Annotated in this window: 21 protein-coding genes and 2 tRNA genes; 17 read left to right on the top strand and 6 right to left on the bottom strand. The window is 50.0% G+C overall.

The window, feature by feature from the left end; translation table 11 throughout:
- Window positions 1–98 precede the first annotated feature (98 nt).
- The 13 genes from Pelsub_RS12875 to Pelsub_RS12935 all read left to right on the top strand — a co-directional run bounded on the left by Pelsub_RS12875 (window position 99) and on the right by Pelsub_RS12935 (window position 12,675).
- Window positions 99–2,531, top strand: a complete 2,433-nt coding sequence (locus Pelsub_RS12875) for an ATP-dependent Clp protease ATP-binding subunit (protein ID WP_116225772.1) — start codon at window positions 99–101, stop codon at window positions 2,529–2,531.
- Window positions 2,532–2,728: 197 nt separating this feature from the next.
- On the top strand, window positions 2,729–3,799 hold the full coding sequence (gene gmd, locus Pelsub_RS12880) for a GDP-mannose 4,6-dehydratase (RefSeq protein ID WP_211314307.1): 1,071 nt from the start codon (window positions 2,729–2,731) through the stop codon (window positions 3,797–3,799).
- Window positions 3,800–3,837: 38 nt separating this feature from the next.
- Window positions 3,838–4,293 carry a low molecular weight protein arginine phosphatase gene (locus Pelsub_RS12885; protein WP_267896290.1) on the top strand — a complete coding sequence of 152 codons (456 nt, stop codon included), beginning with the start codon at window positions 3,838–3,840 and terminating at the stop codon, window positions 4,291–4,293.
- Between the two features lie 43 nt (window positions 4,294–4,336).
- Window positions 4,337–4,891, top strand: coding sequence for a lytic transglycosylase domain-containing protein (locus Pelsub_RS12890; protein WP_158675110.1), 555 nt, complete (start codon window positions 4,337–4,339; stop codon window positions 4,889–4,891).
- 236 nt (window positions 4,892–5,127) lie between these two features.
- A complete protein-coding gene (locus Pelsub_RS12895) occupies window positions 5,128–5,892 on the top strand; it encodes a DeoR/GlpR family DNA-binding transcription regulator (RefSeq protein WP_158675111.1) in 765 nt (254 codons plus the stop codon).
- Window positions 5,893–5,991: 99 nt separating this feature from the next.
- Window positions 5,992–7,269 (top strand): PTS galactitol transporter subunit IIC, encoded by a 1,278-nt coding sequence (locus Pelsub_RS12900; RefSeq protein WP_116225451.1) that lies wholly within the window; start codon window positions 5,992–5,994, stop codon window positions 7,267–7,269.
- A 93-nt stretch (window positions 7,270–7,362) separates the two neighbouring features.
- Complete coding sequence (locus tag Pelsub_RS12905; RefSeq protein ID WP_116225452.1) at window positions 7,363–8,397, top strand: alcohol dehydrogenase catalytic domain-containing protein; 1,035 nt, start codon at window positions 7,363–7,365, stop codon at window positions 8,395–8,397.
- Between the two features lie 12 nt (window positions 8,398–8,409).
- Complete coding sequence (locus Pelsub_RS12910) at window positions 8,410–9,150, top strand: SDR family NAD(P)-dependent oxidoreductase (protein WP_116225453.1); 741 nt, start codon at window positions 8,410–8,412, stop codon at window positions 9,148–9,150.
- Between the two features lie 30 nt (window positions 9,151–9,180).
- The gene (locus tag Pelsub_RS12915) at window positions 9,181–10,281 is read left to right on the top strand and encodes a M42 family metallopeptidase (protein ID WP_116225454.1); all 1,101 of its coding nucleotides are present in this window, start codon (window positions 9,181–9,183) and stop codon (window positions 10,279–10,281) included.
- A 32-nt stretch (window positions 10,282–10,313) separates the two neighbouring features.
- On the top strand, window positions 10,314–11,132 hold the full coding sequence (locus Pelsub_RS12920; protein WP_116225455.1) for a BtpA/SgcQ family protein: 819 nt from the start codon (window positions 10,314–10,316) through the stop codon (window positions 11,130–11,132).
- Between the two features lie 5 nt (window positions 11,133–11,137).
- Window positions 11,138–11,791 carry a ribulose-phosphate 3-epimerase gene (locus Pelsub_RS12925; protein WP_116225456.1) on the top strand — a complete coding sequence of 218 codons (654 nt, stop codon included), beginning with the start codon at window positions 11,138–11,140 and terminating at the stop codon, window positions 11,789–11,791.
- Window positions 11,792–11,804: 13 nt separating this feature from the next.
- A complete protein-coding gene (locus Pelsub_RS12930) occupies window positions 11,805–12,311 on the top strand; it encodes a PTS sugar transporter subunit IIA (protein ID WP_116225457.1) in 507 nt (168 codons plus the stop codon).
- Window positions 12,312–12,369: 58 nt separating this feature from the next.
- Window positions 12,370–12,675, top strand: a complete 306-nt coding sequence (locus Pelsub_RS12935; protein WP_116225458.1) for a PTS sugar transporter subunit IIB — start codon at window positions 12,370–12,372, stop codon at window positions 12,673–12,675.
- Between the two features lie 559 nt (window positions 12,676–13,234).
- On the opposite strand, the gene Pelsub_RS12940 is transcribed toward Pelsub_RS12935, so the two are convergent.
- From Pelsub_RS12940 to Pelsub_RS12955, 4 genes are all read right to left on the bottom strand, one after another.
- On the bottom strand, window positions 13,235–13,600 hold the full coding sequence (locus Pelsub_RS12940; RefSeq protein WP_116225459.1) for a hypothetical protein: 366 nt from the start codon (window positions 13,598–13,600) through the stop codon (window positions 13,235–13,237).
- 70 nt (window positions 13,601–13,670) lie between these two features.
- A complete protein-coding gene (locus tag Pelsub_RS12945) occupies window positions 13,671–15,056 on the bottom strand; it encodes a PTS galactitol transporter subunit IIC (RefSeq protein ID WP_116225460.1) in 1,386 nt (461 codons plus the stop codon).
- Between the two features lie 17 nt (window positions 15,057–15,073).
- The gene (locus tag Pelsub_RS12950; protein WP_116225461.1) at window positions 15,074–15,358 is read right to left on the bottom strand and encodes a PTS sugar transporter subunit IIB; all 285 of its coding nucleotides are present in this window, start codon (window positions 15,356–15,358) and stop codon (window positions 15,074–15,076) included.
- A gap of 68 nt (window positions 15,359–15,426) precedes the next feature.
- Window positions 15,427–16,194 carry a DeoR/GlpR family DNA-binding transcription regulator gene (locus tag Pelsub_RS12955; RefSeq protein WP_116225462.1) on the bottom strand — a complete coding sequence of 256 codons (768 nt, stop codon included), beginning with the start codon at window positions 16,192–16,194 and terminating at the stop codon, window positions 15,427–15,429.
- A gap of 200 nt (window positions 16,195–16,394) precedes the next feature.
- On the opposite strand from Pelsub_RS12955, the gene Pelsub_RS12960 reads away from it, so the two are divergent.
- The 3 genes from Pelsub_RS12960 (at window position 16,395) to Pelsub_RS12970 (ending at window position 17,353) form a co-directional block, all read left to right on the top strand.
- A tRNA-Gly gene (locus tag Pelsub_RS12960) sits at window positions 16,395–16,468 on the top strand.
- Between the two features lie 115 nt (window positions 16,469–16,583).
- Window positions 16,584–16,654, top strand: a tRNA-Cys gene (locus tag Pelsub_RS12965).
- Window positions 16,655–16,762: 108 nt separating this feature from the next.
- Entirely contained in the window at window positions 16,763–17,353 is a 591-nt protein-coding gene (locus Pelsub_RS12970; protein WP_116225463.1) for a GNAT family N-acetyltransferase, read from the top strand.
- Window positions 17,354–17,386: 33 nt separating this feature from the next.
- Here Pelsub_RS12970 and rnhA read toward each other — a convergent pair whose 3' ends face one another.
- Together rnhA and Pelsub_RS12980 are read right to left on the bottom strand one after the other, a co-directional pair.
- Entirely contained in the window at window positions 17,387–17,833 is a 447-nt protein-coding gene (gene rnhA, locus Pelsub_RS12975) for a ribonuclease HI (RefSeq protein WP_116225464.1), read from the bottom strand.
- 8 nt (window positions 17,834–17,841) lie between these two features.
- The gene (locus Pelsub_RS12980; RefSeq protein ID WP_158675112.1) at window positions 17,842–19,263 is read right to left on the bottom strand and encodes an extracellular solute-binding protein; all 1,422 of its coding nucleotides are present in this window, start codon (window positions 19,261–19,263) and stop codon (window positions 17,842–17,844) included.
- A gap of 58 nt (window positions 19,264–19,321) precedes the next feature.
- Between Pelsub_RS12980 and Pelsub_RS12985 the strand changes: the two genes are divergently transcribed.
- Window positions 19,322–20,383, top strand: coding sequence for a cysteinyl-tRNA synthetase (locus Pelsub_RS12985; RefSeq protein ID WP_116225466.1), 1,062 nt, complete (start codon window positions 19,322–19,324; stop codon window positions 20,381–20,383).
- Window positions 20,384–20,534 lie beyond the last annotated feature (151 nt).

The raw sequence follows: 20,534 nt of genomic DNA on the forward strand, positions 1-20,534 counted from the left end.
TTGTTGATATTTATTTTATAAATTATTAACGTCCCGTTTGCCTTTGGAAATGGGCTGAATGATAAAATGTTAATCAATCGAATGGAAAATATATTATGATGCGATTTGATCGTTTTACCGAACAAGCACAAGAGGCGGCGCAGCGCGCTGCCGAAATCATTCAGCGCTATGGGCACACACAAATTGACACTGAGCATTTGCTGGTGGCATTGATTGAACAACCCAACGGCGTTGTCCCTCAAATACTTGAGATCATGTCTATTGATTCAGCCAACCTGCAAGCCAAGTTGGACGAAGTACTGCGCAGCAGCCCGAAAGCCAACATCTTCGGCGGCGGCGCCGGGCAGATCTTTATCACACCGCGGGTTAAACGCGTAATGGAAGTGGCCAACGAAGAAGCCACCAAACTCAACGATGAATTTATATCCACGGAACACTTGTTCCTTGCGATTCTGAGCGAAAAAAACACCCCCGCTTCGCGTATCCTGACCGAGAGCGGTGTGGAACGCAAGCGTATTCTGGAAGCCATTATGCAAATCCGCGGCGGGCAGCGCGTTACGGACCGCAAAGCGGAATCCCGCTACCGCACGCTGGAAAAATTCTCGCGCGACCTGACCCAATTGGCACACGAAACCAAACTGGATCCGGTAATTGGACGGGATCAAGAAATCCTGCGCGTGATCCAGGTTTTATCCCGTAGAACCAAGAGCAACCCGGTATTGATCGGCGACGCAGGCGTGGGCAAGACCGCTATTGTGGAAGGCCTGGCACAGAAGATCGCCGACAACGATGTGCCGGAAATCCTGATGGGGAAGAAGGTCATTTCGCTGGATTTAGGCGCCATGATTGCCGGTTCCCGTTTCCGCGGTGAATTTGAGGAGCGCTTGAAAAGCGCTATTGATGAAGTACAGCGCTCGAACGGCGAGATTATCCTTTTTATTGACGAACTACACACTGTGATCGGCGCAGGCGCAGCACAAGGCGCAATGGATGCTTCCAGTATGCTTAAACCGGCCCTGGCACGCGGTGAGCTGCAATGCATCGGCGCGACCACCCTGGATGAATATCACAAATATATAGAAAAAGACGCCGCGCTCGAAAGGCGGTTCGCACCGGTTTACGTGGACGAACCCTCCATCGACGAAACCATCCAAATGATGCAAGGGCTGCGCGACCGCTATGAAGCGCACCATAAGGTGCATTTCACGGACGGCGCCATCGAAGCCGCGGTTAAATTATCGTCGCGTTATGTTACCGACCGATTCCTGCCGGACAAAGCCATTGATCTGATGGACGAATCGGCAGCCAAACTACGTGTGGCACTTTATTCCATGCCCGCCGACCTCAAGAAAAAGAAGAGCGAAATCGACCGTTTGATGGCGGAAGAAGAACAAGCCGGTATGGAACGCGATTATGAACGTGCCGCCCGCAAGAAAGCCGAACGGCTGCGTATGGAAACCGAATTTTCAGAAAAGCGCGACAAATGGGAAGCTGAGCACAAACTGGATGAAGTGGTGGACGAATCCGACATTGCCGAAGTAGTATCCCAGTGGACCGGTATTCCGATGAATCAAATGATGCAGAGTGAAGCTGAACGCCTGCTGGATATGGAAGCCAAGCTGCACGAACGCATTATCGGTCAGGAAGAAGCCATCCACGCGGTGGCCGACGCCATCCGGCGCGCACGTTCCGGACTAAAAGACCCACAGCGCCCCATTGGTTCCTTTATCTTTATCGGCCCTTCGGGTGTCGGCAAGACCGAGCTGGCTAAAGCACTGGCCGAGTTCATGTTTGACGACGAAGACGCGTTAGTGCGGTTGGATATGAGCGAATATCGCGAACAACATACCGCTTCACGCTTGTTCGGCGCACCTCCCGGATACGTGGGGTACGAAGAAGGCGGCCAATTAACCGAAGCCGTCCGCAGACGCCCCTACCGTGTGATCCTGTTCGATGAAATTGAGAAAGCCCACCCGGAAGTTTGGAATTCGCTGCTGCAAATCCTGGACGACGGCCGGCTGACCGACGGTCAGGGACGCGTGGTGGATTTCCGCAATACCGTGCTCATCATGACCAGCAACCTGGGCACAGAATTCATCCGCCGCGGCGGCACATTGGGTTTCCTCCAAAAGGACAGCACTGATGAAGACCAGGAAGCACAACAGAATATTGAAAAATCTTTGAAATCAACCTTCCGTCCGGAATTCCTCAACCGCATCGATGAAGTGATTATCTTCTCACCGCTATCCGAGGAGCAAATGGTGGACATCGTTGACCTGCAAATGAACGAGATCCGCCAGCGGCTTTCCGAACACAACCTGACTGTAGAACTGACAGATAACGCCCGCAAATGGCTATCCAAAGAAGGGTTTGATCCGAATTTTGGCGCACGTCCATTGAAACGCGCGCTGCAAAAATTCATCGAGAGCCCATTGTCGGTCAAGCTGCTTTCCGGTAATTTCAAAGAAGGCGACCATGTAATGGTTGACCTGGATAAAGAAAAAGAAGAATTGAAATTTACCAACAAATAGAATAATCAAAGTATCCATGAAACTGCTCGCCAATTATTGTCAGGTGGGCAGTTTTTTATTTATTCCGGCTTGCAGGTCAATCCGCTTAATTTCCCAGGCTTTCTTCCTTTATCCCTTTTTGGCGGTTTGACATGATTTTTGTACGTGGTTATACTAGCAGCAGCAACTCAATCCGTAATATTTCTGGAGGAAAATCCGTGAAAAAAGCGCTAATTACCGGCATAACAGGCCAGGATGGTTCCTATTTAGCCGAATTATTATTACATGAAGGGTACGAAGTGCACGGTATCATCCGCCGCGCGAGCACGTTCAACACGCAGCGTATCGACCACATTTATCACGACCCACATAATAACGGCAACAAGGTGCACCTCTACCTGCATTATGGCGATGTCGCAGTCGGAGAAACCCTGCAGCACATGATCTACAACGTCAAGCCTGACGAGATCTACCATTTGGCCGCTCAAAGCCACGTGCGCGTCAGCTTTGACATGCCGGAGTACACCGGCGACGTGACCGGCCTGGGCACCACCCGCATTTTGGAAGCCATCCGTAAAAGCGAAATAGACGCGCGCTTCTACCAGGCATCCTCCAGCGAAATGTTCGGCAGCGCCAAGCCGCCACAAAAGGAAGATACGCAATTTGAGCCGCGCAGCCCTTACGCCGCTGCCAAGGTGTACGCATATTGGATTACCCGCAACTACCGTGAAGCCTACGGCATTTTTGCCAGCAACGGTATTTTGTTCAATCACGAATCTCCGCGCCGCGGCGAAACCTTCGTCACCCGCAAGATCACCCGCGCGATTGCCTCCATCAAAGCCGGAAAGCAAAACCATCTCTACCTGGGCAACCTGGATTCCAAACGCGACTGGGGTTATGCGCCGGAATATGTGGAAGCCATGTGGTTGATGCTGCAGCAGGACAAACCGGATGACTTTGTAATTGGCACCGGAGAAACCCACTCGGTGCGCGAGTTCCTGGAAGAAGCTTTCGGCTACGTTGGCTTGAATTGGGAAGATTATGTACGCATCGATGAGCGCTATTTCCGCCCCACAGAAGTGGATTTACTGCTCTCAGATCCCTCCAAAGCTATCAAGCAATTGAAATGGACGCCCAAAGTCAAATTCCATGAGCTGGTGCGCATTATGATGGATGCCGACCTGGAGCTGCAAGGCTTGGAGTACCCCGGCGAAGGCCGCAAGATCGTGGACGAACGCTTCGGCGACTGGCATCGTTGGGACAGCCAGGTCGTCAGCATGGGTAAATAGTGTCCACGCAAAATAATCCGAATAATCACAGTCACTCTGTGTTATTTGTATGCAGCGCCAATCAATGCCGTTCTCCCATGGCAGAAGTATTGTTTGCCGATTTGGTCAAACAGAATGGGAAGAAAGACGTTGATTGGCGTATTGCATCCGCCGGCGTGTGGGCCTATAACGGTATGCCTGCCACTTCGAACGCAGTAACCGCCATGCAAACGCGCGGATTGGATTTAAGAGGTCATCGTTCCCAAGGGGTAAGCGAGGCTTTGTTGAAACAATTCAATCTGATCCTGTGCATGACTCTTGAGCACAAACAAAGCCTGGCCCGAAATTATCCCGAACAGGCAAGGAAAATATTCCTGTTGCGCGAAATGGTTGATGAAATAGAAGAGATCGACGATCCAGTGGGTTCTTCTGTACCAACCTATCAATCCACAGCGAATGAAATACTGGGCATTCTGCAAAAGGGTTTTAATACGATATACCAGCTTTCCGGTTAGTTTTTTTATTCCTATTTTAGAACTATTGTGCTATTATATAGCTATGCAAACGATGACCCCCACCAAGATGATCGTGCCGGCAATATTGGCGATAGGCCTGACCCTTTATAGCTTTGCTTTATTCACCGGCAGCGCATTTTTACAGAACGACACGCGCTCCCCCGCCCCAGCTGCGCAGCCGGGCACCGGGCTTAGCACTCATTTTCCTAACACCATCCAGCACTGGAAAACTACCATAGAAGAAAATGCCCGGGAATATGGTCTGGATCCGAACCTGATCGCGGCGGTGATGTTGCAGGAAAGCGGCGGCAACGCCGAGGTCATATCCGGGAGCGGCGCAATTGGCTTGATGCAAGTCATGCCGCGCGACGGGATTGCAGCCAGTTTTATATGCGGAAGCAAGCCCTGCTTCACCAGCCGGCCGTCAATGGACGAATTAATGGACCCGTCTTTCAATGTTGAATACGGTACGCGCATGCTGTCAGAATTGATCGAGAAAAAAGGCTCACTGCGCGAGGCACTGTACGCCTATGGGCCTTACGACATGGGATACAGATATGCCGATATCGTCTTGGACATATACGAGAATTATCAATAACCGGCCGGAGAATTCCATTGTTAAGGCCGTAATATAACCACGCTTAAGCTGCTTTTCTTTTCCTTCCCAACAACTCTTTCCCCAAACCCTGGATATTTTTCCAATATTTCTGTTCCAAAATCTTAAATTTTCACTCGAAGTCATCCAGACAATTGACAAATAAAAACCGCCTCGCTATAATGTCATTATCTTACATTTTCGTTCATTTTTTTGTTCATTTTTGCAGGTTTTATGACATGATTGCTGAAGAACGCAGGGCACTCCTGCTAACCAAATTACGGGAAGACGGTTACATTCAGGTCACCGATTTAGCTGAAGAATTCAACATTTCCTCAGCGACTATTCGGCGCGATCTGATCCTTTTAGAGCAAGAGGGTATCTGTATTCGCAAACGAGGCGGCGCGGTGCGTTCTACCCAGGGTGTTACCATGGAGCTCCCCTATGACATTAAACAACACCGCAACATCGACGAAAAAAGCCGTATCGCCGCGGCAGCCATTGACTTGGTCGAGGACGGTGACACGATCTTACTGGACGCCGGCTCGACCATTTTTCAGCTGGCCTGCCTGCTGCACACCAGGGAACGCCTGACAGTGGTCACGCACGACCTCAATATCGCATACAAGCTTGCCACCAATCCAAAAATCAACCTGATCTGCACCGGCGGCATCGCGCGCGCGAACGTATACACCCTGCAGGGCCCCCAAGTAGTCGATTTCATCCGCAACCTGCGCGTGGACAAATCCTTCATTGGCGCGGACGCCATTCACTCGGACGGTACCATCAGCAACGTCAATATCGAAGAAGTTCCCATCAAGCAAGCCATGGTCAAAGCCGCAAGCCAGACCATTCTGCTCTGCGATTCCACGAAGTTTGGCACCACTGCGTTTGCCAAAGTTTGTGAATTGTCTGATCTCAGTGCCATTATTACAGACAAGGGGGTTCCAGAAGCATTCTTACAGTATTGCGATGAAAAGAACATAAAAATCTTGGCAACCTGAGCAATTTTTTCGTTTCTCAGAGGAGGTGATTTAAGGGAGCATTGATTCTTTTTTTTAATAATTAATAGGTGCATGGAAAAATAAAGGAGAGTAAATAAAATGAATTTTGTTGACATTGTTGGAGGTATCAAAGACTTCCTGACCGGATTAGGCGTTTCATTGCTGCTGCCCATCATCATTACCACGATGGGACTTATCTTTGGTCAGAAACTTCGTACCGCTTTACGGGCCGGCTTAACCTTAGGTGCCGGTTTCATCGCGCTGAACCTGATCATCAACCTGCTGATCGGGCAAATGGTCCCCGTCGTTAACGCAATGGTGGAAAACACCGGTGCCAACCTCGACATTCTCGACGTTGGCTGGGGTGTTGCCGGAGCAATCGCCTGGGGCACGACCGCCGGTTCACTGGTCATCCTGGTCTGCCTAGCAACAAACATTGCCATGCTGGCTTTGAAACTGACAAAAACTCTGAATGTGGACATTTGGAATTTCTGGAACCAAGCTTTCACCGCATCAGTCTGCTACATTGCTTCCGGTAGCCTGGCCTGGGGTTTGGTTGCGGCAGCCGTCCATACAGTTTACGAACTGTGGATCGCTGACAAAACAGCCAAAGACGTTCAAGAATTCTACAACCTGCCCGGCATCAGCATCCCCCACGGTTGGGCCGTCACCAGTGTACCGATCATCGCCGGTGTAAACTGGGTGCTTGATCGCATTCCATACATCAAAGACATCCACTGGGACGAGAGCAACATTCGTGAAAAATGGGGCATCTTCGGTGAACCCCTGTTCTTGGGCGTCCTGTTGGGCGTCGGTGTAGGCTTGTTCGGCGGCATGTGGCGCGAACCCGCCAAACTGCTCACCCTAGGCATCACCATCGGCACAGCTATGATCCTTATCCCCAAAATCATCGGCTTTTTCATGGAAGCCCTGACCCCGATTGCCGAATCTGCCAGAATCTTCATGCAGAAGAAATTCAGCGGCCGTGATTTCTACATCGGCCTTGACTCTGCCGTTCTGATTGGGCACCCCGTCACCGTGGCAGCCGGCATCATCCTCATTCCGATTACCTTAGGCCTGGCCTTAATCCTGCCCGGCAACCGTGTTTTGCCCTTCGGCGACTTAGCTTCAATGTTCTACTTCGTCGTAATGGTACCTTTCATGTCGAAAGGCAACCTGTTCCGCTCGATCATCTGCGGTGCAGTCATCATGACAGTCGTTATGTACACCTGCACATTCTTCGGATCCTCATTGACCCAGATGGCAACCTCCATTGGTTATGTGATCCCGGAAGGCGCAGTCGAAATCACCGGCCTTTCTGCCGGCAACTGGGTAGCCGCAGTCCTGTTCTGGATTGGCAAATTGTTCGGCGCATAAACCATTTTATTGTTATCGGTGGATACGGCTTGTCCGTATCCACCAAAATCAGCAATTATCGAACCAATTATTTTTATCAAAGTCAGGTGTTCAATGAAAGTAGCCGTTTATTACAACAATCAAGACGTTCGTATAGAAAACAGACCCATTCCCCAACCAAAATCCGACGAGTTTTTAGTCAAAACGAAAGCGTGCGGCGTGTGTGTTGCCGACACGATGGAATGGTATTTAACCCCGCGCGCACCGCTGACCTTGGGTCACGAGGCGGTGGGTGTTGTGGAAGAAGTCGGTAGCGATATCCATAATATCAAAGTGGGCGACCGTGTTGTGGTTCATCACCACATCCCCTGCCTGGTATGCGAACACTGCCGCAGAGGCAACTTTACCATGTGTGAATCTTTCCGCAAAACGCATATCCACCCCGGTGGTTTTTCGGAATATTTCACCGCATCCGCCGCGCACGCTGAACGCGACACCCTGATCCTGCCGGAAAATGTCAGCTTCAAAGCCGGCACGCTGGTGGAACCTTTGGCTTGCATCATTCACGCCATCCAGAAAGCAGGCGTGAAAGCCGGAGATTCCGTCGCCCTGATCGGCACCGGCACCATGGGATTGATGTTCATCCAATGCTTGAAGTATTGGGGCGTACGTAAATTGGTCGTTTACGAAATGTTGGATTGGCGCATCAACAAAGCCCATGAATTCGGCGCGCAAAACGTCTGGAAGCCGGGCAACGACCCGCAGGCGGAGTTGGAAAAAGTGCAAGAGCTGTTCCAATCCGACGGCGCCGACAAGGTTTTCATCGCCGCCAAAGACATCAGCGCGATGAAATTGGGCATGAACCTGGTCAACAAAGGCGGAACCGTTATGTTCTTCGCCACGCCCAAGCCCGAGGAATCGATCGAGATCTTCCCCTCGCACATATTCTTCAACGAGATCACGATCACCTCAACTTACTCAGCCAACCATCTCGATACACGCATGGCATTGGATCTGATCGCCAGCGGCGATGTTTGGGCTGATAAGATAATCAGTCACACCTATCCCATCGAGGAACTTTCCGACGCGATCCTGCAAACAGTCAGCCGCCAGGAAAGCCTCAAATGCGTGGTCGAGTTCAATAACTAAGAAGGTAAATCAATGTCCTACGAAATCAATCTAAGCGGTCAGGTAGCCATCATCACCGGCGCAGCCAAAGGCATCGGCAAAGCCGCCGCAGAAATTCTCACCCAAGCCGGCGCGCAGGTTGTCATTGACGACATCATCGATCCCGAGAATGCCAAGCCCATTCAGGATGAAATCGGCAAATTGGGGTTACGCCCTCATTACATCCAAAAAGACATCTCGAAGGAAGAGAATTGCCGCGATTTGGCGGCAGAGGTCCTGGACAAGTTCAGCCGAATTGATATTTTAGTTAATAACGCGGGCGTCGTGGCCAATTGGGAAAAAAGTTTTGATATCCACGTGAAAGCCGTGCATTTCTGCGCGGAAGCCGTGAAAGACCATATGGCAAAACGGGGCAATGGACGTATCATTAATGTCACATCCACTTGCGTATTTTCAGGTGGAACCGGGATCCCGCAATATGTGGCCACCAAAGCGGGCGCTTATTCTTTAACCCGTTACCAAGCCAAGACCTATGCTCCCTTAGGGATCCTGGTGAATGCGGTCATGCCCTCCGTCATTATGAGCGAGATGATCATGACACGCTATGAAAGTATAGAAGAAATGGAAGCACACTATATTCCACTCATGCCGGTTGGCAGAATTGGCTACCCGGAGGACGTCGCCAAAGTAATCTTGTTCCTTTGCTCGGAACTATCCAGCTTTGTCTGCGGCGAAATCATCGTAGCCGACGGCGGCCGATTGGCAGTCGGTTAATCTTTATAATTAATTTTGGAAGGAAGAACAATGAAAAGCGTAATTGAAGAACTTCAACACCTCACCAGTATTCCAGCCTTATCGGGCTTGGAAGATAACATGGTTCGAGAAATGAAGAAGCGTTTTGAGCCTTTGGCGGATAGCGTCGAAGTGGATCGCATCGGCAACGTGACAGCGACCTTTAGCGGGAAAGACGAAAGCGAACCCAGTTTACTAGTGTTTGCCCACATGGACGAGTTGGGCTTGATGATCAGTAAAATCGACAAGGACGGCTATCTACGCTTCAACCGTATCGGTGGCGTGCCCGAGAAGACCCTGATGGGCCAGTATTTCGACGTGCACAGCATCGACGGCAAAAGCTCCGTGGTCGGACAGATCGGGACCTTCTCGCACCACTTCACACCCCCCGAGTACAAACTGACCGTGCCTACGCACGACAAGATGTATATCGATATCGGTGTGAAATCTGCCGAAGAAGCCCAAGCACTGGGAATCCGTATCGGCAGCGCTGTCACCTACCATCCGCATTTCCAGCGAATCGGTGAACACCTGGTGAGTAGTAAAACGCTGGATAACCGGGTGGGCTGCCTGATGCTGATCGCCCTGGCAGAATATCTGCACGAGCACAAACCAGCCGGTACGGTCTACGTAGTGGCCTCCGTGCAGGAAGAGTTCAACATCCGCGGCGTCATGCCAGCTTTCTACCGTCTGGAGCCGGACGCGGCCATCTGTGTGGATATCACACCCGCCTGCGATACACCCGAACTTTACGGCAAGTACGAAATGTTCCTGAATAAGGGCCCGGCCGTGACGCAAATGAACTTCCACGGGCGCGGCACGCTGGCCGGGTTGATTCCCAGCCCGCAGTTACGATTGTTCCTAGAAAATACATTGGACGGGATGGGCATCCCCTGGCAGCGCGACATCGCCCTGGGTGTCATCACCGATGACGCTTTCACGCTGATGTCCGGCACGCAGGGTACTGCCATGGCCCATCTTTCCATACCGATGCGCTATTCGCATTCTCCCATTGAAACATGCGACCTCCGCGATGTTGAAGCGGGTATTATGGCATTAGACACCATCGTCAGCAAATTCGACCACAATCTGGATTTGCGTCGAGGCGTATAATCAAATTCACTTTATTATTGGAGCTTAATGAAATGACCTACTGGACAAAAGAAATTTTTAATACCAAGAAACCGATCATCGCGATGTGCCATCTGCAAGCCATGCCAGGCGATCCGGGTTATGACAAAGCGGGGGGAATGAAGAAAGTCATCGAAGGCGCCCGCAAAGAACTGCACGCCCTACAGGATGGCGGCGTGGATGGCGTTATGTTCTCGAACGAATTCAGCCTGCCCTACCTGCTGAAGGTCAAAACCGAGACAACCGCGGCCATGGCCCGCATCATCGGCGAGCTGATGAGCGAGATCAGCGTGCCTTACGGCGTGAACGTGTTGTGGGATCCATATGCCTCCCTTGATTTGGCAGCCGCAGTAGACGGCAAGTTCGTGCGTGAGATCTTCTCGGGCGTTTATGCCAGTGATTTCGGCCTGTGGAACACCAATTGCGGCGAAGTCGTCCGCCATCAGCACGCCATCGGCGCGGAAAACGTCAAGCTGCTCTTCAACATCGTCCCCGAAGCTGCCCGTTACCTGGCCGACCGCGATGTGGCCGAAATTGCCCGCTCCACGGTATTCAATCACCTACCCGACGCGCTGTGCGTCTCTGGCTTGACAGCCGGCACCGTAACCGACGCGGATGTTCTAAAGCGTGTCAAAGGCGCAGTACCTAATACTGTCGTATTCGCCAACACCGGTGTACGTCTTGAAAACATTGAAGAACAATTGACCATTGCCGACGGCGCGGTGGTTGCCACCACCTTCAAATATGACGGTATTTTCCAGAATAATGTGGACGTCAACCGCGTGAAAACCTTTATGACCAAAGTCAAAGACTTCCGCAAGAATTTCGAGTAAACCATATGATCAAGATCGCCCCATCTCTGGTCTCAGCGCCGCTGGCATATTTAACAGAAACCGTGAAAGGTCTGGAACAAGCAGGAGCAGATATCCTGCACTTTGACCTGGAAGACGGCAATTTCGTACCGGTCATGTCGCTGGGAACACAGATCATCAGCGCCGCGCGGCCGCTCAGCAGCCTGCCTTTTGACGTGCACTTGATGATCAACAACCCCGAATGGATCCTGCCCACGTTGGCAGAGATCGGGGTTGAGATGGTTTCCGTTCACTTTGAAGCCTGCCCTTACCCCCGCCGTACGTTGGGATTGATCCACCAATACGGGATACGGGCAGGATTAGCCTTCAATCCAAAGACGCCCTTGCCCGATCTGCGTCCTTATTTGCCGTTCCTCTCATATGTCCTTATCCTGACCACTGAACCGGAAAGCATGAGCTGCACGTACCTACCCAGCGTACTGGACAAAGTAAAGCAAGGCCAACAGCAGCCCGGCCTGCAGGATATCCTGTGGGAAGTAGACGGGGGCTTTACTGAGGAGAATATCCTTGATGCGTTACGCGTGAACGCGGATATCGTCGTTTCCGGGCGGGGAGTCTTTCGCGACAATCAGTACGCCAGCAACATTCGCAAAATGAAATCGATTACAGTTAGTAAATAATACAGGAATTTCAATGTCAAACACAGAAGATACAACCCTTGCCAACTTTAAGATCGACGAGAAATTGATCCTCGTCAACGAAAGCGCTGATTCACCTGAAGAAATCATCCGTAAATTAGGCACACTTTTATTCGACAATGGATTTGTCAAAGACAGCTATACGCAAGCCGTGCTTGACCGGGAAAAGGTCTACCCCACCGGGTTGCAGGCGCGCATGGCCGGTGTGGCCATCCCGCATACCGACACGGACCACGTTCTAAAACCGGCGATTGCCATTGCCACCCTGGCCAAACCGATCACTTTCCAGATGATGGCCACCCCCGAAGAAAAGGTCCAGGTGGAGATCGTCATCATGCTGGCAGTGCATGACGCCAAGTTGGTCATCCCCGTGCTGCGGAAAGTCATATTCATCCTTGAAAATGACGATGCCCTGGTCGCAATGAAGAACGCAACAACTAAAACAGAAGTTAAAACGGCCATGTTGAAACACATTGAGTCGATGAATAAAAAAGTAAAGTAATTTCCGTATAATCACAATATAGAACTTTATATAACATTTATTTGATGAGGTGAGGAATATGTACAAAGTGAAGATTGTAGTTGTTTGTGGTTCAGGTGTTGCGATGGCTATGCATGCAGCATACAAGCTTAAGGAAAAGTTGGAAGCTGAAAAACTGAGCGTCCATATCGATGGCAGCGGGAACAATGAACTGCCCGGGCGGATCGCTAATTATGATATCGTGGTCAGCAACGTCCAGGTCACCGTCGAAACCAATAAACCCGTTTTCAATGCCATTCCGTTGATCACCGGTGTGGGTGAGGACGAACTGGTTGAGAAAATCATCGTAAAGGTCAAAGAAATCCAGGCCGAAAAAAGCGCCTAATTTAAACCAAAACCACCTGTCATTAGTTGGTTTGTTCTGAGGTTATCAGTTTCTAGTACCGGCCAGCGTCTAAAGATGCTGGCTTTTACTTTCAATTACGTCACTTCGCCTTCATCATTGTATTTTCCCCTGCGCTACTTTCTTTTCTTTTGTAATCGCGAGAAGCTTACCACTTGCTTTCTTGTGACAGGCGACTTTCGCGAAACATTCACTCCGGGGAAGGCGATCTCAGCTCTCTGCTTATATTTGTGTAATTTCTCCCTGCATTTCTCGTTCTTTTATTCTCTTTATCTAGCTACTGAGATTGCTTCGTCACTACGTTCCTCGCAATTACATTGATTTATTGTCTCTATATTTGACTTGTTATTACGCTTTCAGGGAGCTAGTCTTCATTGTAAAAGTATAGTTTAACCATTCGCTTTCCATCCGCTATGTGGGTGGCTTTCTGTTTTTGTCGCTTTGCTCGTTCAATTAACTAAATTTTTAAATAATTACCGCTCCTTGTAAATAACTTTCAGGGAGCGGTTTCTTATGTTTCGCTTTATCTATTATTACTAACTTATTCCGCTAATTTCATTAGCTGTTTTTGCCAGCTTTTATCTCGTTCCAGGTAGAATAACAGGTTTTCCTTATTGGTCTTTTTAGGAATCAGGCTGGTGCCACCAGCTACAAACGGGAATTTGGAGTTTTCCACGATTGCCTTTTCCCAGTCATACTTATTTTTATCAACGGCCTTCTTTACTTTGCCTTTTTTTATGCGGTCAGACCAATCCTGGGTGATACGCTTATAATTCACATGCGCAAAAGTTAGAAATATGCCGTAGATAAAAACTAATGAATTAATAATAGCGCTGTTGCGAATATAAAAATTCAGAATTTTTAATCCAATGGGACCTAACGCAAAAGAAATAAAAAGTTTGAGCATCTATTTTCCTCACGGATTAAATCAGGAGTTGTGGCAAGTATGCCACAACTCCTTTTGTTTTACCAATAAATTACTTTTTCTCAGGAACAGCTACATCCGCCAACAACTTCTCTCCCAAGGGGAATTTCTTGGCTAAGAAGTATTGACCTACCAAAAGGACTGCGCTGATCAACAAAGCGATCACTACAGGGTTCTGGAAAACGTAGTAGAAGATGTACGAATGCGGGATGGCTGCATCGCTCATAACCGTGTAGAGTGAATATCCGGCAGGAACTTCCAACGTTCCAGCGGTCACGATCATGTCTGTCACAGCCGGAGCCAGCAAAGTGGTGAAGATCATACCAATACCCATGACAATGGCGCCCAGAATAACAGTCAGCAGAACGTCGCCGGCCACTAAGGGGGCCAACATGGCGGTCACGAATACGCCATCGGCCAAATCAATGAAAGGCAGCGTGCGGTTGCCCAAGGGGGCTAACAGCAGTGCCATACCGATCTCAACGGGAACCATCAGCAAACCGGAAGCGATAACTGCCGGGCTGCCGATCAAAACTGCGGAGTCCAAACCAATATTGAAGCTGCGGCCCTGGGTTCTCTTGGCCATGAATTTGCGAGCGGCTTCGGCTACAGGTGTGAGACCTTCCATCAGGATTGCAACCATGCGCGGGATCAGCATCATAACAGCGGCTACGTTGACACCGGTCAGGATAATGTCCGCGATTGCTTCGCGTGCGAAGGCGGCCAGGATGACACCGATGAAGAAACCCAGGAAAATGGGTTCGCCCAGGATGCCCAAGCGTTTGCGCAGGGTGTCGGGATCCAAATGCATGTTGCGCAGGAAAGGAACCTTGTTCAGCAGCCAGGCGAATGGTACAGCCAACAGCATATAACCGGCTGACTGAAGGTGCGGGAAGGAAATACCGGGTAGTTTGAAGTAGCGCTGGATCAACGGCGCGGACCAGTCGGCCAGGAAAAGCGCCATGACAACATTGATCGCGGCAGCCACCAAGCCCAAACCAAAGCTACCGGTGACATAGGCAACAATGGCACCGATGAAGGCTTGGTGCCAGAAGTTCCAGATATCCACATCCAACGTTTGGGTCAAGCCCAGCAAAATCAAAATGATATTGAGGACAATTCCCAACGGGATAATCGCATTGCCAACCGCTGTGTTAAATGCCAGGGCTGAAGCAGCCGGCCAACCGATGTCAATGACATCCAAACCGGTACCGGTGTTTTCCGCGAATGCTGACCCGATGGTGGACATCTTTTCACCCAACAAACCTACAGTCAGGTTAATTCCAATAAATGCAATCGCCAGAGTCAAGCCACTGCGAACGGCATGGGTAAATTTCATTCCCAGGATCAAGCCAAGCAGGGCAATAACGATGGGTAATACAATCAATGAACCAAGATTGTTTAGTAATTGTCCAATTGAAGCAAGAATTGATTCCATCTTATCTCCTATCTGTATTATTCTTTCAGGACCTTTTCCAGTTCTTCGAAGACTTGGTCTTCTCCAATACCGGTTAATAATGGCAGGCCGCTGATAACTTTAAATTGTTCTTCGACTTCCGGAGGTATCTGCGTGGTAGCGACAATCACATCCGCCGTAATACGGTCGGGGAACATTTCAGCCACACGGTATTGGTGAAGCTCAGCTTCAATACCTTTTTGTTCCAAGAAGTCTTCAATTTTTACTCGCAACATTGTTGACGTAGCAATACCTGTTGCACATACCAAATAAATAATTTTCATATTTTTTTCTCTCCATGTAACAATAATTTTCTAAAATTTTTTTCTTCTGCCTCCTTTTTTATATGCCGCTAATCAGATACAACATGGATCTCAACATTATTTCTTTTTAGTTCATCCAATAAAGGCTGCGGCGGCTCTTTATCGCAGACAAGATGATTAATTTGATCCAGTTTGGCAAAGAAAGAAAAAGCTATCTGCTGGAATTTAGAAGCATCCGCCAAAACGATCACTTCCTTTGCGCTCTTAATCATTTCCTTTTTTACCTGTGAATCCTGCATCTCGAACTCGGTCAATCCAATCTGGGCATGAATGCCCCCTACTCCTAAGAAGAGCTTATCCACAAATATTTCGCGGAAGGCCAGGTAAGCCAGATCCCCGATCAATGATTTTTCTCCCTGACGCACAATTCCACCGGAGAGGATTAGGCGGATATTCTTTTCGTCACTTAATAGATTGGCAATATGCAAACTTGGGGTCAAAATTGTCAGGTTTTGGCGGCCAACCAAATTCATGGCCATCTCTATCGTAGTGGAACCAACATCAATGGCAATGCTATCGCCATCCAGGACCATGGAAGCGGCGTATTTTCCGATACGCTGCTTGGCAGTCACATTCTTATTTGCGCGGGAAATGAGGGGCGGTTCAAAACTGCGGCCATAAAAAGCCACCGCACCTCCATGGATACGACGGACAATACTGATCTTTTCCAACTCAATCAAGTCCCGGCGTACGGTCATCTCTGAGACTTTAAAACTCTCAGCCAGTTCAGAGATGCTTACAGAACCCCTCTTCTCGATTTGGTCAACTATTTGTGATAAGCGTGAACTTTGGTCCATTGTGTTAGTTTCCTAACATATTTTACATATTTTTTGTTAACTTTACAATATTATTAACACAACTTAACCTTAAAATTTGTATATTCATTTATACAAATCAAATATTCATTTGTTTTTATGATAATTTTTCAGGATGGAAGCACTTAAAAGCATGGAAGAGGTTGACAATATGGGAAAATCACATATAATCTTAACTCGCCGCGGGCGTAGTTCAATTGGTAGAACGCTTCCTTGCCAAGGAAGAGGTTTACGGGTTCGAGACCCGTCGCCCGCTCTGAAAAAGAATTATGAAGTAAAAAATGCCACCCGGCATTTTTTGTTTAAGGCGCCAATCCCCTGGCAACCATTTGACAAAGGGGTATGCGCCTTTTATAATTCTTTCGTTATCCGGCGACGTGGCCAAGTGGGAAGGCAAGGGTCTGCAAAACCCTGATCACGGGTTCAAATCCCGTCGTCGCCTCTGAAAAAAGACAGGTTGAATGCCTGTCTTTTTTTGTTATCAAGAATGTAAGATAGGTATTATTATTCAAAGATCTTCTTGCTAAACCCATCTCTGTGAGGAATCAATATGCCACATATAAATATTAGATTGGTTCGTGAAGCGGACAGCACGCGTATTTTGGAAATCTACCGGCCGTACGTTGAGGAAACAGCCATCTCTTTCGAGTATGAAGTTCCCACGCAGGCAGAATTCGCGGAGCGCATCCGCAGCGTTGCGCGCGAATATCCTTACCTGGTTTACACAATCGACGAAAGTATTATCGCTTACGCTTACGCGCACAGGCACATGGAACGCGCGGCTTATCAATGGAATGCCACCCTCTCCGTTTACGTGGACAGCGCATACCAGCGCCAGGGCATCGGCAAGCAGCTATACGCCTGCCTGATGGAAATCCTGAAACTGCAAAATATCCACAACGTTTACGGCATCGTCAAGACGCCCAACCCCAACAGCGAGAAGCTGCACGAATCCTTCGGTTTCCGCCGCATCGGTATTTACCGCCAAACCGGATTCAAGCAAGGCGTTTGGCACGACGTCACCTGGTTTGAGAAAAGCATTCGCGACCACGAGGCCAACCCGCACGCTTTCATTCCCATCGGAGATATCGATCCACAAGCTATCGCAGCTATTCTTGCGCGCTACGGCCACTCTTCATAAGTAAAAAGTTAAAGCAAGCGGCCAGTTAAGATTTTATCCGCGCGATTTCATCATCTGGTGAGCCAGGCGATCAACACGCTCGTTATATGGGTTGCCGTTGTGCCCCTTGACCCAACGCCAGGTGATTTTACGCTGTTCTATGACCTCAGAAATTTGCTTCCATAAGTCCACGTTCAGCAGCGGTCCGCCCCTGCGTTTCCAGTTGCGCGCTTTCCAGTCTTTCAGCCACTTTTCCACACCATTCTTCAGGTATTGGGAATCGGTATAGAGAATAACCGGTTTGCTCCGGTCAATATGGCGCAGGGCCTCCAACGCGGCGGTCAACTCCATGCGGTTGTTGGTGGAGTCTTTTTCGTAGCCTTTCAGGATTGTCTGTTCTTTTCCATCCAGAATGATGGCCGCCCAACCGCCGGGGCCGGGATTGGGTTCACAGCTTCCGTCGGTATAGACGGTAATTTTCTCAATTGTTGCTTTACTCATTAATGTTCTTAATTACCCTGTATGATGCGTTCCGCTTCGTTGAGGATCGCGGGCAGGTTCTCCTTTGCTGCGGTGTATTTCAGTTGCCAGGCCATATCCGAAAGCACAGCTTCGGCATCCATCCAACCGGGTGTATCGGGAATGGGCTGCGCCAGCGCCAGGTACTGCAGGGCCTGATCCCAAACCGGATGTTCTTTACGAAAATCGGACATCTGCCCAATCGTGATGGTTGAAAACGGCAGCGATCCGGTAGCCTGGATGACCTTGATTTGGTTCTCGGTACTGTTCAGGTAGCGCAGGAACAGCCAGGCCGCCAATTCTTTATCGATATCTTTCTGAAAAACCGCGTAAGAATCGCCATCCACATAAACCACCGGGCGTGAATCATCCGAAGGGTACGGGATTAGCATCCAATCATCGCCGCTTTTCACATTTTGATTGACAATCTCCTGAGTAAAAATATCCTGACTGTCGCCGCTGTAGAAAAGGGCATAACGGTCCGCGAAATATTGAAACGGTTCGCTCTGTTTACCTGTCCAGGCACAATTCTGATAGTACATATCGAAAAGGTATTCCAGAGCTACTTGGCTGCCTTCTTCGGCGAAGCTGATCTCTCCATCCGAGCGAATCAGATCGTCGCCGTTAAAAGCCCGCAGCCAGGACAACAAGGTCAATGCCCGGGTGTCATACAACCAGCCACCGGTGCCGTTATTCTCCAGCTGCGCATCCGCCAGATTGGCGGCCGCGGCCGCGCAGGCCTGCGCCTGAAAATCAAGGCTGGTTTGCGGATACGCGTCAAAACCCATCTGCTGCGCCCAGGATTGGTTGTAGAAAAGGAAATGTCCATCGCGGAAAGCCGGCAAGCCCAAGCGCACTTCGTCGATCAGATCGTTTTTCCAGAATACCGGCAGAAAAGCTGCCAGCTGGTCCGCATCCAGGCCGTATTCGGGAGAATCTGTGAAAGCGGTCAGATCCAGCAGCGGCCAGCCCTGGCGGTACCAGGTTTTCAGATAGGCGCTGGGTGCAGCCACCACATCCGGATATTCCGCATTGGCAGCCGCCTGATCCATATCCTGCAGCAAAACCAGCTCATCCGCGTGCACCTGAACCGTGACGGTGATGCCCCATTGGTTTTCCTGGTTGAACTGCTCGACCAGTTCCGCCATCAAATTCGCCAACTCCCCCGACCAGGGATGCCAGAATTCCAGTTGGATACCCTCCGGCAGCGACACAGCACTGAGATTCACGGCTTCCGTGGAAACCGGGCTGGGGGTGGGGATGAAGGGCGTTTCTGTTGCTGGACTATCAACAACAGTAGCCTCCGCCGTGTCTGTAGGAAGCACAGCCGCGGTTTGCGGTGAACAAGCATACAAAAACAGCGAGATGAAGGACGCTAAAAGAAACAAGAAAGCGGTGGTTTTTTTATTCATCAGGCTTAATCTTACCAACAAATAAAGACTATGCCTGACGCTATAATTATTCATAATCATGGATAAATTAGAAGACACAACACCGGGCGCATTGCTATTATTCGGTTCGGGCGAGACGCTGCCCGCCAGCGGGAAAGCTTATGACTACCTGGCAGATAAGTATGAAGCGCCACCAAAAATCGCCATTCTGGAAACCCCGGCGGGTTTTCAACCCAACACACAGCAGGTAGCGGAAAACGTGGGCGATTACCTGAAAAAACGCCTGCAAAATTTGCGGCCGCAGGTCCAAATCATTCCGGCTCGCAAGCGCGGTACGGATTTCAGCCCGGACGACGGCGCCATCCTGGAACCCTTGTTGACCTCCGACTGGGTGTTCATGGGGCCGGGCAGCCCCACTTACGCAGTGGAGCAACTGCAAGGCAGCCTGGCTTACAATACCCTGCGCGCGCTGCACCTGCGCGGCAGCGCCGTGTGCCTGGCCAGCGCGGCCGTGCTGGCGATTAGCGCCTGGACACTGCCGGTTTACGAGATATACAAGGTCGGACAGGACCCGTTCTGGATGAAGGGGTTGGACTTTCTGAGCGATTTCGGTTTGAACGTGACTTTTATCCCGCATTGGAATAATCATGATGGCGGTGAGGAGTTGGACACCAGCCGCTGCTTTATGGGCCGGGAACGCTTCGCGGGCCTGCGGACAGAACTAGAAAAACTGGATGAGAATACCTGTCTGGTTGGCATCGATGAACAAACCGCCCTGCTGATGGAATTCACAGGGGAACCTACTTGCCGGGTGTTCGGCAAAGGCAGCGTGACCATCATGAGAATTAATGAAGAAGCTATTTTCAGCCATGGACATACATTCCCGCTGTCTTTTTTAGGAAATTATCGTCAAGCCAGCATGGCAATCAACATCCCGCAAGAGGTATGGGATGCCATTGAAGCCGCGCAAACAGCCCAAAACGAGCCCCCTGAAAGGGTGAAAGCCCTGGCCGCGCAGCGTGAGGAAGCACGAAAAAACGCTGATTGGCCGCTGTCGGACCGCCTGCGCGCACAAATCGAGGCGCAGGGCTGGCAGGTATTGGATACACCCAACGGTCAGCAGCTTATGCAACTGCCATAACCGGTAAGTTTGACATTCGCTCTCATCCTCTTTATAATGGGTCTATTCATCAACACCGGAAGCAGTCGTTCTTGCAGGAACTGTCAGAGAAGGCAGGCCACAGGCTGAGAGCCGCCGCAGAATCACAAAAACGCCGTCGTCCGGGAAGAAT

This window comes from Pelolinea submarina, assembly GCF_003966975.1.
In the GTDB taxonomy this organism is placed as follows: Bacteria; Chloroflexota; Anaerolineae; order Anaerolineales; family Anaerolineaceae; genus Pelolinea; species Pelolinea submarina.

Excerpts from the sequence above, each read along its gene's own strand:
- Pelsub_RS12875 (WP_116225772.1), top strand. The coding sequence starts at position 99 with ATGCGATTTGATCGTTTTACCGAACAAGCACAAGAGGCGGCGCAGCGC.
- Pelsub_RS12890 (WP_158675110.1), top strand. The coding sequence starts at position 4,337 with ATGCAAACGATGACCCCCACCAAGATGATCGTGCCGGCAATATTGGCG.
- Pelsub_RS12895 (WP_158675111.1), top strand. The coding sequence starts at position 5,128 with ATGATTGCTGAAGAACGCAGGGCACTCCTGCTAACCAAATTACGGGAA.
- Pelsub_RS12900 (WP_116225451.1), top strand. The coding sequence starts at position 5,992 with ATGAATTTTGTTGACATTGTTGGAGGTATCAAAGACTTCCTGACCGGA.
- Pelsub_RS12905 (WP_116225452.1), top strand. The coding sequence starts at position 7,363 with ATGAAAGTAGCCGTTTATTACAACAATCAAGACGTTCGTATAGAAAAC.
- Pelsub_RS12910 (WP_116225453.1), top strand. The coding sequence starts at position 8,410 with ATGTCCTACGAAATCAATCTAAGCGGTCAGGTAGCCATCATCACCGGC.
- Pelsub_RS12915 (WP_116225454.1), top strand. The coding sequence starts at position 9,181 with ATGAAAAGCGTAATTGAAGAACTTCAACACCTCACCAGTATTCCAGCC.
- Pelsub_RS12920 (WP_116225455.1), top strand. The coding sequence starts at position 10,314 with ATGACCTACTGGACAAAAGAAATTTTTAATACCAAGAAACCGATCATC.
- Pelsub_RS12925 (WP_116225456.1), top strand. The coding sequence starts at position 11,138 with ATGATCAAGATCGCCCCATCTCTGGTCTCAGCGCCGCTGGCATATTTA.
- Pelsub_RS12930 (WP_116225457.1), top strand. The coding sequence starts at position 11,805 with ATGTCAAACACAGAAGATACAACCCTTGCCAACTTTAAGATCGACGAG.
- Pelsub_RS12935 (WP_116225458.1), top strand. The coding sequence starts at position 12,370 with ATGTACAAAGTGAAGATTGTAGTTGTTTGTGGTTCAGGTGTTGCGATG.
- Pelsub_RS12940 (WP_116225459.1), bottom strand. The coding sequence starts at position 13,600 with ATGCTCAAACTTTTTATTTCTTTTGCGTTAGGTCCCATTGGATTAAAA.
- Pelsub_RS12945 (WP_116225460.1), bottom strand. The coding sequence starts at position 15,056 with ATGGAATCAATTCTTGCTTCAATTGGACAATTACTAAACAATCTTGGT.
- Pelsub_RS12950 (WP_116225461.1), bottom strand. The coding sequence starts at position 15,358 with ATGAAAATTATTTATTTGGTATGTGCAACAGGTATTGCTACGTCAACA.
- Pelsub_RS12955 (WP_116225462.1), bottom strand. The coding sequence starts at position 16,194 with ATGGACCAAAGTTCACGCTTATCACAAATAGTTGACCAAATCGAGAAG.
- Pelsub_RS12970 (WP_116225463.1), top strand. The coding sequence starts at position 16,763 with ATGCCACATATAAATATTAGATTGGTTCGTGAAGCGGACAGCACGCGT.
- rnhA (WP_116225464.1), bottom strand. The coding sequence starts at position 17,833 with ATGAGTAAAGCAACAATTGAGAAAATTACCGTCTATACCGACGGAAGC.
- Pelsub_RS12980 (WP_158675112.1), bottom strand. The coding sequence starts at position 19,263 with ATGAATAAAAAAACCACCGCTTTCTTGTTTCTTTTAGCGTCCTTCATC.
- Pelsub_RS12985 (WP_116225466.1), top strand. The coding sequence starts at position 19,322 with ATGGATAAATTAGAAGACACAACACCGGGCGCATTGCTATTATTCGGT.